The sequence below is a fragment of the Marinomonas foliarum genome (assembly GCF_003337275.1).
GTDB classification, from domain to species: Bacteria; Pseudomonadota; Gammaproteobacteria; order Pseudomonadales; family Marinomonadaceae; genus Marinomonas; species Marinomonas foliarum.
In genome coordinates this window covers 84,467-97,201 of sequence record NZ_QPJQ01000005.1, presented here as the reverse complement: position 1 = coordinate 97,201, position 12,735 = coordinate 84,467, and the positions used below count along the sequence as shown (strand labels likewise).

General features: G+C 41.7%; 9 protein-coding genes and 2 pseudogenes. 1 reads left to right on the top strand and 10 read right to left on the bottom strand.

From position 1 onward, the window contains the following. The first annotated feature begins 3 nt into the window (after positions 1 to 3). Complete coding sequence (pseF, locus tag DFP77_RS04085) at positions 4 to 735, top strand: pseudaminic acid cytidylyltransferase (protein WP_114411016.1); 732 nt, start codon at positions 4 to 6, stop codon at positions 733 to 735. On the opposite strand, the gene pseG is transcribed toward pseF, so the two are convergent. From pseG to DFP77_RS19640, 10 genes and pseudogenes are all read right to left on the bottom strand, one after another. Beyond that, positions 710 to 1,708: a UDP-2,4-diacetamido-2,4,6-trideoxy-beta-L-altropyranose hydrolase gene (gene pseG, locus DFP77_RS04080; protein ID WP_114411015.1), complete on the bottom strand. Its 999-nt coding sequence runs from the start codon at positions 1,706 to 1,708 to the stop codon at positions 710 to 712. The genes pseF and pseG overlap by 26 nt on opposite strands. Further along, positions 1,705 to 2,724, bottom strand: a complete 1,020-nt coding sequence (pseI, locus tag DFP77_RS04075; RefSeq protein WP_114411014.1) for a pseudaminic acid synthase — start codon at positions 2,722 to 2,724, stop codon at positions 1,705 to 1,707. The genes pseG and pseI overlap by 4 nt, the downstream gene beginning before the upstream one ends. 2 nt (positions 2,725 to 2,726) lie before the next feature. After that, positions 2,727 to 4,835: a motility associated factor glycosyltransferase family protein gene (locus DFP77_RS04070; RefSeq protein WP_114411013.1), complete on the bottom strand. Its 2,109-nt coding sequence runs from the start codon at positions 4,833 to 4,835 to the stop codon at positions 2,727 to 2,729. After that, positions 4,825 to 5,121, bottom strand: coding sequence for a hypothetical protein (locus DFP77_RS04065; protein WP_114411012.1), 297 nt, complete (start codon positions 5,119 to 5,121; stop codon positions 4,825 to 4,827). Before DFP77_RS04065 ends, DFP77_RS04070 begins: the two co-directional genes overlap by 11 nt. Next, positions 5,114 to 5,554, bottom strand: coding sequence for a flagellar export chaperone FliS (gene fliS, locus DFP77_RS04060; RefSeq protein ID WP_114411011.1), 441 nt, complete (start codon positions 5,552 to 5,554; stop codon positions 5,114 to 5,116). Before fliS ends, DFP77_RS04065 begins: the two co-directional genes overlap by 8 nt. A 40-nt stretch (positions 5,555 to 5,594) precedes the next feature. After that, positions 5,595 to 6,950: a flagellar filament capping protein FliD gene (gene fliD / locus DFP77_RS04055; RefSeq protein WP_114411010.1), complete on the bottom strand. Its 1,356-nt coding sequence runs from the start codon at positions 6,948 to 6,950 to the stop codon at positions 5,595 to 5,597. Between the two features lie 40 nt (positions 6,951 to 6,990). Continuing rightward, entirely contained in the window at positions 6,991 to 7,416 is a 426-nt protein-coding gene (locus DFP77_RS04050) for a flagellar protein FlaG (RefSeq protein ID WP_114411009.1), read from the bottom strand. A 67-nt stretch (positions 7,417 to 7,483) separates the two neighbouring features. Next, positions 7,484 to 8,584 carry a flagellin N-terminal helical domain-containing protein gene (locus tag DFP77_RS04045; protein WP_114411008.1) on the bottom strand — a complete coding sequence of 367 codons (1,101 nt, stop codon included), beginning with the start codon at positions 8,582 to 8,584 and terminating at the stop codon, positions 7,484 to 7,486. 2,543 nt (positions 8,585 to 11,127) lie between these two features. Beyond that, positions 11,128 to 11,403: pseudogene (locus DFP77_RS19740) on the bottom strand (flagellin); the annotation flags it as partial. Positions 11,404 to 11,984: 581 nt separating this feature from the next. Then, positions 11,985 to 12,465 (bottom strand): annotated as a pseudogene (locus DFP77_RS19640) (flagellin N-terminal helical domain-containing protein); the annotation flags it as partial. Positions 12,466 to 12,735: the final 270 nt, after the last annotated feature.

The following is a 12,735-nucleotide window of genomic DNA, read 5'->3' as shown; positions in this document are numbered from 1 at the left end:
GCAATGAAAGACACGTCTCTTCTGCAAAGTAACCAAGGCGATTATACACCCTATCGAGTTGCTGTGATTCCAGCTCGTGGTGGCTCTCAACGCATTCCAAGGAAAAATATTCGCTTGCTGGATGGCAAGCCTTTGATCGGTTACTCCATCGAAACAGCGATTGATTCAGAGTTATTTGATCGCGTGATTGTGTCTACCGATGACGCTGAAATTGCAGAAGTAGCACGCAAATTTGGCGCAGAAACGCCATTCTTTCGCCCAGCTGATTTGGCCGATCACATGACAGGCACCACACCTGTTATGCAACACGCGTTACGTTGTTTAATCGATGAAGGTAAAACACCCGATCAAGCCTGTTTAATTTATGCAACTTGTCCACTGCTAACGCCTGATGATTTACAACAAGGTTTGGCACAGCTTGACGAATCCACAGCCTTTTGTTTTTCCGCTACGACGTTTGCTTTCCCTATTCAGCGTGCGCTTCATATTCAAGAGAATGGTGAACTAGCACCTATGTTTCCTGAACATATTAGCAAGCGCTCACAAGATTTGACCGAAACTATTCATGATGCGGGACAATTCTATTGGGCAAGTATTCAAAATTGGTTTGATGAAGAAATATTTGGTCCTAAATCCAAGCCTTTGTTACTACCAAGACATAGAATTCAGGATTTGGACACAGAAGAAGATTGGTTGCGTTTAGCGCAAATCATGGCGCTGAAAAGTATGAGTTAATGGTTTTCGCGACGCGGTTTACACCATTAGCATCAACTAAGCTTCGAGCAACCCTACGAGCACTTTGTTGCCATTCAATATCTAACCAAAGGCGATTCACCTCTTCCACCAGAAGCTCAACTCCTTGATGTCTGGCATATTCAGATACATTATCGAACCGAATTGAACGGCACCAACCCAGCGGAACATGTTGCTCTAAAGAACGAGTTTGATTATCCGCCACTTGAGCAAAAATCGTTGGAACGCCCATGCAAGCCAGCTCAAACAAGGTGCCACCCGCGGCAGAGATCGCCATCTTGGCTTGCTTCATTAACGGCGTGACATCCACCAAACCTTGCTCAAAAGCGATATTATTCACTCGACAAAAGTGGATCACTTGATCGGCATTTTTGGCATTCCCCCCCAATAACACTTGAATATATTTTGTAGGAAAATTGGACACCAATAAGGCATTGAGTATAGGCAAGGTTAAAGCAAGCGGATCGGTTCCACCAAGGGTAATAAGCAGTTGCTCTGGTGCGCTTTGGTTTTCATCTTGTTGATGAAAAGTAGGCCTTAATAGCGCATAACGACTGCCCGTTAATGAGAACTCAACCAGCTTAGAATAATCTTGTTGCAAAGGATTAAGCAACCATTTGGCGGGGAATTCCCCTCTGTCATTCATGTCGTCCAATACTAAAAGATTGGTTTGATGCTGATAAAGCTGAGCAATATCATCGGCACTGTAGCCATAATGATCCAATACCACTAAATCAGCTTGTCTCGCCAAAGCTAAAAACTCAGACTTGCATTCTTGTTCAGACTGTCCACCGATAAAACAATCTTGCTGAGAAGCAAAGGCTTGGTAACGACGATCAACCACAAACTGACATTGCCAACCTAATTGAGTAAACGCATGAATCAAGGCTTGACAGCGAACTCTATGACCCATGCCGATCTCGACAGAGGCATCGGCTCGCACCAAGAGTTTCACGCTATCATATCCCAAGCAAGGGGCTGGCCTTTTTGCGCATCTGCCACTAATGTTTTACCTAATACTGCTGGCCAATGTTTGGGCGCAAGGCCAAACGATGGACGAATGATTTTCAAGTGTTCTTCAGTCAATATGGTGCCAGCGGGTAAATCCACTGCCACATAAATAGAACGACGGTATTTTTTCGCTGCTTGCTCGGCATCTGAACCACCATAAGTGACAGTTCCAAGCGCGGCCTTTGCCGCACGACAAGCAACCACCAGCGCTTTCATTTCCGCAGGCTCCATAGAGAACTCAGCATCCACACCGCCAGCACTACGATCCAAAACAAAGTGTTTTTCAATCACTGTGGCACCCAGCGCCGTTGCTGCAACCGCCGCGCCTAGGCCTTGAGTATGATCGGACAAACCAACAGGACAACCTGTTTTTTCAGCCAAATCCGCCATGGTAACTAAGTTAGAGTCTTCTATTTTAGAAGGATATGTACTGGTGCATTTAAGCAAGGTTAACGGGTTATCTCCAATGGCTCGAATGGTTGCTACCGCTTCCGCGATCTCTTCTTCGCTTGCCATGCCTGTAGACATAATAATTGGTTTACCAGTTCGTGCGACAGCTTGAATCAGCGGAATATCAGTCATCTCAAAAGAGGCGATTTTATATAATGGCACGTCAATGGATTCTAAAAACGCCACGGCACTCAAATCAAAAGGTGAACTAAACGCCACTAAGCCTAAAGACTCAGCCAGCTCAAACAAAGGTTTATGCCATTCCCAAGGTGTTGAGGCCTTTTGGTATAGATCATAAAGATTAGACCCGCGCCATAAACTGTCACTTTCAGACACCATAAACTCACCATGACGAACATCTAGCGTCATGGTATCTGGCGTATAAGTTTGTAATTTAATGGCGTCCACACCAGCGTCAGCCGCTGCATGAATCATTGCTTTAGCAAGCTCAAAGTCTTGGTCATGGTTGCCCGATAACTCAGCGATAATAAAAGGCGTTTGTTCGAACATAATTAACCATTATAAAAAGTAATTAGGTGATCGTTGCCTTGATCCACATACTCTGATGCTTGCTGGAGCATGCTTGGCATTTCATCCAGGAACTCACACCAAGGCGTAAATAAATGACGGGCACGAGCGACAGTTTCAGCTTCGTCTTCAAACTTAAATAGGAACTGTACAATCAAGAAAGCTGAATAGGTAAAAGATCCAATCAAAAGGTCGTGAATATGTCGATAAACACTGCCTCTCAAGAAATAAATTTCTCGATGATATGACCAAAGTAAGTTACAGACGTCTTCTCGCGTTTTGATACTTTCATCCCAACCCTGCTGTAGAGTCCGGCTTATTTTTTGAAAATCCACTACAGAAAGAAGTTGGTCTGGTGTTTGATGCAAAACAGCTTCGGGAGATTCTGTAAAGAAGGCCTCTTCTAGTAAATCGATCACTCGTTGCTGCTCGATAACAGGGTCGGTAATCAGAACATCATCAATAGAAAGTGGAGTCACACCTTCTATTTTAGCGCCATCAGATAAATTAAAACTTTCAAAATTTCTACGTTTATTTAAAGAACGTATCAGAGATTCAAGCTGAACTCTCGATGTATCCATTATGCCAGTTGCATAAATTTTCCCACCGAAGTTCCCCTCACGCTCAACCAATTTAGCTTCCTGAAACGTTTGAAAGCCGGTTTCTTTGCCATCTTTATAGTAACCACTGTGTACTGAATGGTGAGTTCCTTTATCTTTGAAGCCATTATCGACCCCCATAAAATACACATTATTAAAGCCAAATAAGTGGACGTAAGATAAAGCCAAATTGGCAACAATGGGATTACAGTAATTCAGTTGCACATAGTTCTTATCATCACCATTGGCACGAGCATGGGAAAGAATAAGCGAAGTAATTGCCTCACCCGGCTTCATACCCATTCCAGAACGATCAAAATAATCAAAATACTCTGGATGCATAACATTAACACTGAGTCCCCAAATTCCTTTTAGGTACTCTTTATCTAAAAACAAAAACTTATCGACGGTCTGTTTCATTCTTTCAATGTCGACGTGAATATCAGGGGTAATACCCAGTTTACTTAAGGTATTAATAGTAGAGCCACATGAGATCAATAATACTTGATCACGAATTTCTTTGATCAGCTCAACACCTTGATCTAGCGATGGGCCGTTACCAAGAATAAACACAGGGACATTAGTAACCCATTTAGGCAATACATCACGCCCTTGAAAGTGTGCTACTTTGGTTTTTGGCAGTGACCTGAGCCCCTGTGCGATACCAATCAGGGCATCATCGAAGAACCCCCACCCCATAACTTGGCGCGCATAGTGCTTTTTGAAATAATCAAATACTTTGTTGTTTTCAGGACTAGAATAGCCCATATAAAGGTAGGTTTCAGGAGCCAAGAAGTAGCCATTCTCTTGTAACTGTACAAGGTAAGTATCAGTAAATTCGTCCGGCTGTATCCCTAAAAAGAAATGCACAGTACGGCCATCTTTGTTAAAGGTATCTAAGATGTTTTCCCAATCTGTGGCAAATAAAGAATAGTGGAAAAAATCCAAGTCACTTTCATAGAGGTAAAGGTGTTTAATTTCTCTTTGCTGTAACAATAGCTCAAGCTGATAACCAAACTCCAACCCAAACACAATGGCAGCCCCCACAAACTGAGGCCACTCTTTTTGTTCCTTCAGACCTTCTGATTGATTCTCAATTTCGTCAAGAATTTTGTTACTGTAGAACACATGACGACTGTCGTTGTTAGTAGAACGCTCTAAATTGAGAAGTGTTTTTGTGGGGTGAGAAAGAGCATGATGGATTTTTTCTTGGGCTTGGGTTCGCGGGTCTGTTGAAAACAAAGGAAAACCAATATCTTCCCTAAAAATATTTAGGTCACCTGACTCTTCCATATAGATAAAGCGTTTCTTTGGTACATAGCCTTGTAACTCTTCATATATATGGGGCATAACCTGAGAAAAAACGGTCATGTTTTTTACATAACGCTCTGTCAATTCTTGATCTCTTTCTTTTAGCCTTTCAGCGCCCATTTTGAAAGAATCAAGAAATGCTTCCGCATGCTCAAGGTTAGAAAAAGGGTCTTTATTCTGCATGCTTTACGCCTTTGTATTTACTAACACTCTTACGAACTTTTATCGATTGATAGAGTTGGCCTTGTACAGTTTGATGAGTGTTTTTTACCAAAAGAGTTGCTGATTGATGGATATCAATGAAGGATTTTAATTGCTGATTGGCTGTAGAGTTTTTTTTTTCAGGTTGGATAGAAAAAATAAAATCATTGTTTTCCGAACACAATCGTTGAATTTCATCAACATTTTCCGACAATACAGCTTGTTTTAAGTCTTCAGTTAACTTGGTCAGCCGCACCAGATCAAGCATTCACAGCCCCAGCTCGAATCTCACTTTCACGGTTATATGCATCTTGCTTATCCGCTTCAGATATTTGATCCCAAGCACCTTTGATCTGCAAAAGAAGAGCAATAACTTGGTCTATGATAGCGCAATCTTTAGACACACTCGCTTCATTTATACGCACCGTCATGTAGTCATACAACCCTTCCAAATTATCCACTAATTCAGGGTTTGCATCTCTATCTAACGAATCTCTCAAAGCGTTAATGATTTCTATTGCTCGAGTAAAAGCTGCCGCTTTGCCTGCCCAGTCAGCTCGTTCAATACAACCCTTACCCAGGGCCAATCTTTCGATTGCACCTTGCAGTAGAAGCTGAATAACTCGATGAGGATCTGCCGAGGCTAAATCGGATTTAATCGAGTCCTTTTTATAGGCCTGAATCCCTTTTTTCCCGTACATAAAGCAACCTCAATAAATTTACTAATTTTTCAAGCTAAAATTATAGCTGGTTTAACATCGAATTCAGATAGTTACCTTGAGCATTCATATTAGCAAGCTGTGTATCTAAATTCGTGAATTTGCTGCGTAAAGACGCCTCATATTTGGCCATCCGATCTTCATAGTCAGTAAGTGACTCTTCAGTGCTGCCAATTGATTTTGATACAGAATCCTTAAGAGTGCTATTCATCCCCCTTGGACCTGCATAACTTTCTAACAATGAATCAAGTGAGGTTGCTAAGCCATTTTTACCAGTAAACAGTGACGCTACGGCATCAAAGTTTGTTTCGGCGGCTTTATTAAACTTATCACTATCATAAGATAATGTTCCGTTGTCTTGGAACTCTACCCCTACGTCAAAAATGGAAGTAAAAGGGCTACCTACTTCAGCGTAATTGGACATTAAATTACTCGCTAAAGATGAGCTCAAGTTACGTATCATGCTATTACCGTTTAATACGGCACCCTTAGCTGTACTTTGCTTAAATACTGCGATCAGCTCATTATAAGAACTAACAAAGCCTTGAATAGTATTCTCTACTTCTTCTTTATTATAGCTAACTTCAACCTTTTCAGGTTCTGCAGAGACATCCAACGCTTTGATATTTAAGCCGGCAATCGCACTATCAAAATCATTAGAGTCGCTGCGTACTTTAATACCATCAACCGTTATCATGGCGTCTTGCGCCTCACCACCAACAGGAACACTTAAGCCTGGGAAAAAACCACCAATGCCTACACTGTCTAATGTTAAGTTACTGCTATCAATTTTTAAGGTATTTCCAGCGCCGGTTTTGGTTGAAGTAATAGTGAAAAACATATGCCCATCACCATCATCAACTAAATTAGCAGATACACCAAAGTCTTTTCCTTCGGCATTTATCTGTTCACGAAGCTGTGACAAAGTAGTGTCTGGCTTTACATCTAAAACAAGTTTTTGATCACCCGCAGTTAATCTAAGCTCGCCGCCTGAAGAGGTTACTTTTTCATCTCTAGAGGTAAAGGATGTGATATCAGAAACAAGACGACTGCCTTTTGCTAGCTGATCAACCTGAATAGAATATTTATCGGTGGAAGCGGTTTTGTCTGCGACAACAGAAAATGACTGTTTGCCATCCGTGTCTTCTATGGAAGCATTACGACCAGAAAAAAGGTCGGCATTATTCAAAGTGCTTACAAATGTTTTGAAGTTATCAATTGCGGAGCCAACTGAACCGAGAGCAGAAAGTTCCGCCTCATATCCAGCGAGTTTGTCTTGATACAACTTTACTTTTGTATCTCTTCTTGCGCTCACCATATCACTTACTAGGGATTCAAGATCTAGTCCAGACCCAGCACCTAATGAGCCAATAGCCATAGCAACTCCCCAAGTTTACAACATAACATTTATAACAAAATCACACTTCACTATTCACTAATGTACCTTTTACGTCACTTAGCTGATTCATGATAGCATCAATTCTTTCTGACATCTTCAGGAACTCTTCTGTGGGCATTTGACGCACCACGTCCCCTGTCGTTTGGTCTAACACTTTAACAATATTATTCTTGCGATCTTCAGTCATTTCAAACGATAAATGAACATTCAATTGAGACATTTTAATATTCGCATTCTCAATCTGTTTAGGATCTACGCTAGGAGAGTTTGAAGACCCCTGACTATTGCTACTATTAGCATCCGCTCTGTTACTATCGGCTGAATTCTGTATTACTTTAGCATTTGCTTCACGCAATGCTCTAAATTGTTCATCCGCTCGCTGATCCTGCCTAGTTGTCACCACTCCCATAGACTGTTTTGAAAAATCACTGGAATTAATTGACATATCATTAACCCTCTAAATGAAACAAAAGCTGGAACAAAGTCCCAGCTTTTCGTTAACACTAATAATTTTAGCCCAAAAGAGACAAAGCAGTTTGTGGACGTTGGTTCGCTTGAGCCAATATAGATGAACTTGCTTGCTGTAGAATCTGAGAACTTGTTAGTTTAGCAGTTTCTTCAGCGAAGTCAGCATCACGTACACGAGAACGTGCAGCAGATACGTTTTCAGAGATATTACTCAAGTTACTGATACTAGAACCTAGGCGGTTTTGAATCGCACCCAACTCAGCACGCTTAGAACCTACAGCAGAAATCATATTATCCAAAATAGAGATCATGCTTTGCGCATTTTGAATAGATGTAACCGATGGAGAACCAAAACCTTGCTCAGTGTCACCAAAGCTGCTTGAACGGCTCGCTGGTGGCTGTGGCATTGCTGGCGCATTTGGGTCCACATAAACTTCACCACGCTCTTCAGCAGCAGCAATCGCTTCTAATTCTGGGTCTTCATAATCATCGCCGTTAGCTTCAGCTTCAGCTCTTGCTTGTGCTTTTGCCGCATCTTTCTGTACGAAGTAATCATTATAAGCAGCAACTTCTTCTTGGTATTTAGCTTCTTCAGCCGCATTAGAAGACAAACCAGCCATAGTGAAACCGCCATTACTTGCGTAATCTTGGTTTTCACCTGAACTCAAATCAAAACTAATTGTTTGGTTCGCATCTGCACCAACTTGGTAAACACCATCATAAGAACCGTCAAGTAAACTACGACCACCGAAAGTAGTATCAGAAGCGATACGGTCAATCTCTGTAGACAGTGCCGTAATCTCTTGCTGTAGTGCTTTACGGTCTGCGTCAGAGTTAGAGCCGTTGGCAGACTGAATAGACAGTGTACGCATACGTTGCAACATGTTTGTTGTTTCGTCCAACGCACCCTCAGCAGTTTGAGCTACAGAGATACCATCGTTGGCGTTACGGACCGCCTGATTCAAACCATTAACCTGAGAAGTTAATCGGTTAGAAACCTGCAAACCTGCGGCATCATCTGCTGCACTATTGATACGCAAACCAGAAGATAGACGCTGAAAGGACGTATCTAAAGTTTTGCCTGAGTTCATCAACTGACGCTGTGCGCTTAAAGATGAAGTATTCGTATTAACGTATAGAGCCATTATAGCCTCCTAGGTTTCATTAAACTCCGCAAAAAAGCAGATCGTATAAGGTTTTCGACAATTAATTGAAAACCTTTAGTCAATTTCGGAATATTTTTTCCTCGAAGTGGAAAAAAACATCCCATGAAGCGGCAAATTAATGCCTAACTAATTGTTTTAACTGAATTAAAGAACAATTAAATTTTTTTGCGCTTTCCTTCTAAAGTGTGTGTTTTATGAACAAAAAGTCCAAAAAAACCACTCCAAGCGCCTTATAATGCTGAGTCTTGGCAGAATACTGACATTCAATACACCCATTCCCCCAACAACACCCAAATAGCACCAATACAATGCGTTGCCACTAAGGCAACAAACACTTAAAAAAACAGACGCTGCGTTGCCACAAATCGGCTGACCACAGCCGCAGTCGGAGCCACATTGCCTCCACAAACAAGTAGCAACAAGACAGTTATCAAAAACATAAAACCAAACTGCATTTGCAAGTGAACACATGACTCACTTAAACGCCTCCAAACAAAGAGGCCGACACACATCACTAATAAAGCGTTTCTAGCTCTCAAAGACTGGCTCAAAATAAAGACGCAGTTGTGCCAATAAACAATCCAATCTTTTTTCGAGCATGCGTAAGCACAAACAAACAAGGCCAGTGGCCAAATAATTTAAAACGCTAACTGTCATATTTACTCTAGGCACAAGCACCCTCCTCGAAAATCAATTCGACACAGCAAAACCCCAGCAATGTGTTTTTATTGCAGCCTCCCCCCCCTCTCTTTCGTTCGATGCAAGCTATTCTTAGGTGCAACACAAACCCGCTCGCCACAGCCAAAATAAAGACGCAACTGTTCCACTAGAAAACGGGATTTCTTTTCAAACAGGCGTACGCAAAGAGAAACAAATTTAGTAGCAATACAACCCCAAACGTTAATCACTAAGAACAGCAACAAATTCAAATAGGCTCACCTCAACAACTGCTTCGATACAGAGAAATACCAGCAATGCTTCTTTTTGCATCAGCCATTTTCAACTAACTAAAGCGCCTTTTAACTGACACACTCCACGTCACCAAGCGCTGCAAGCTTCTTCTGCAGTCAAAATAAAGACGCAACTGTGCCACTAGAAAACGGGATTTCTTTTCAAACAGGCGTACGCAAAGAGAAACAAATTTAGTAGCAATACAACCCCAAACGTTAATCACTAAGAACAGCAATAAATTCAAATAGACTCACCTCAACAACCGCTTCGATACAGAGAAATCCCAGCAATGCTTCTTTTTGCATCAGCCATTTTCAACTAACTAAAGCACCTTTTAACTGACACACTCCACGTCACCAAGCGCTGCAAGCTTCTTCTGCAATCAAAATAAAGACGCAACTGTGCCACTAAATAACCCAAAAAATTTTCAGCTACGCGCAAGCGAAGCGAATAAACATCAACTCGAAACGATTGCGATCAAAAGCAGCTCTCAGCACACATACGACTTCCTAAGAAATCAATTCGACACAACCAAGCCTTGCAGCAATAACTCCACCCGGCCACTTTCAATTTAAGAAGTCTTTTTTCAAAGGACACAGCTCATCAGCCAGAGGAATACGGAGCTAACCGCTACTCTTATCCCCTCGGCACTTAAAATAAAGACACAACTGTGACGTATAAAATGACGCTTCAAATTACATCCCCACAGGCAAGCCCTATATGACAGAGCTAACTATCCGATAATCAACACCTCTGCGGATCAAATAAAACGACCAACGCTTTCAACAAATTAAAACCAACCAACTACCTCACTTTTATCGCTGTGCATTACTGGCACCACAAATCTATAAATTTCACTCACCAAACGACTTCATCACTCTCATGTAGTACTTCTACCTAACGAACAAGATGAAGACATAGCTATACACATGTGAATCGAGCCCTGCTCTTGAAGATTGAGTTGCCCTACAATCTTTTTTACTTGTACACAGAGATGCCGTAAGAAAATTAGGCTTTTGAAACAGCCCCAAAAGGCACAACTCACCATTTAAAAGCGCCAATATCTTCAGCAAAACCAAACTCATCAGAGCAGCACCTTACTTTTAAAAATCGAATACCACTCAAACCAGGGCATCGCTCTCACTGTGTCACTAGCAAAGCAAGCTTCAGAAGGAAGCCATCATCATTTAATTAATGACCTCATCGCTCACTTGGTAGCGTTCATTTTCCAAAAACATCAAAATCAAACAGCCTCTCAACAACTCATAAAGCAGTAGTCAAAATCCACCACCCACTAGAAGCCCATCTCACAGCTGCTCTCTACCAAGAAGAAACCAAAACAAGCCCCTCTAATTTGCAAGAAAACACCTACGGCATAAGCCTAGAACCCTCTCCAAAAGCCGAAAAAACACTATCAATCAGCATTATTTAGGCAAAAAAAAGCCGGGTGAAAATTCACCCGGCTGAAAAGGCACCTCTAGGAGAGAGAAGTAGCCTATATTCCGAGAAGATCTCGAATTTTTTCTAACCGAAGTCGCTTTTTTATACGAGCTTCAGCCGTGTTCAACCACTTACGATCCTAGTAACTGCAATGCAGCCTGTGGTCTTTGATTTGCTTGAGCAAGGATAGTAGAACTCGCTTGCTGAATAATTTGAGAGCTTGTCAATGAAGCTGTTTCAGCTGCATAATCAGCATCTCTTACACGAGATCGGGCTGCCGCAACGTTTTCAGAGATGCTAGACAAGTTATTCACAGTAGAACTAAAACGGTTCTGTACTGCACCTAGCTCCGCTCGTTTGGAGTCAACCGCTTGAATCATGGTATCCAACATAGCGATCATACTTTGCGAGTTCTTAATATCTGTAATAGACACTGATTCTGCAGTAATTAACGGCTGACCGTATTTTTTCTCTGCCTCGATATAGGTACCATCAGGCTGAGTTACTGCTCCATCTGGGTGATTAATTGTCCCATCTGGGTGAACCATAGAACCGTCCGGCTGCATAACTCGTCCATCAGGATACGAGATACTGCCATCTAAGCCTGTCGTAGTTCCATCAGCATTTAGAATTGTGCCGTCTTCGTTAACAACATCTTCTCTAATGGAGCCATCTTCATTAATAGGCGTGCCATTTTCATCAATCAACACTCCATTTTCATTGATCGGACGGTCTTCTTCGTCAATAAGAACATCGTTCTCATTAACTCGCAGCCCGTCTTCATTGATCAACTCACCTTCTTCATTAATTAGGTGCCCTTGATCGTTAACAGCATCACCATATTGGTTAACAAAGCCGCCTTCTTCAGTAGCAATAACCTGTATCGGCTCTTCTTCTGGCTCAACATAAGCAACACCTGAAGTCAGGCCAGAAATAGTAAAGCCACCATTACCTGCCAAGTTGATGGAATTATTGATTCCACCAAACTCCATTGAAAAGCTAATCGTCTGATTGGCATCAGCACCTACCTGGAAAATACCTTGGTATGACCCATCAAGAAGGTTTCGACCACCAAAAGTTGTGATATCAGCAATTCGGTTAATCTCTGACGCCAATTGCCCCATCTCTTGTTGCAAGGCAATACGGTCTTCGTCAGCATTCGAGCCGTTAGCGGACTGAATAGACAAAGTACGCATACGTTGAAGCATGCTTGTTGTTTCTTCCAAGGCACCTTCAGCAGTTTGAGCCAATGAAATACCATCGTTAGCATTTCGAACAGACTGGTTCAAACCATTAATTTGCGACGTCAAACGGTTGGATATTTGAAGACCCGCAGCATCATCACCCGCACTGTTAATACGAAGGCCTGATGACAATCTTTGGAACGCTGTATCCAGCACTTTACCGCTACTCGTAAGCTGACGCTGGGCGTTCAGCGATGACACATTTGTGTTTACATATAAAGCCATTTTCTTCTCTCCTAAGAATTTTGAAAATCAAGACAACCCTCTGATTTAATTAGTTTTTTTGGGTTTTTGTCTCTTAATAAAGTTATCGACACTAATAAGATAACCTTTAATTGTTTTTGCACTTTTTTTAGACTTTTTTTATTTTTTGTTCTGACAAATTAAGTGCTAGAACGGTTATCGAACAAAGCTCTGAGAACTTTAGAATAAAGGTAAAAATAACGAGGAAAACAGGGAATTTAAGAGGAAAAACTACGTAACGGCTTACAGATC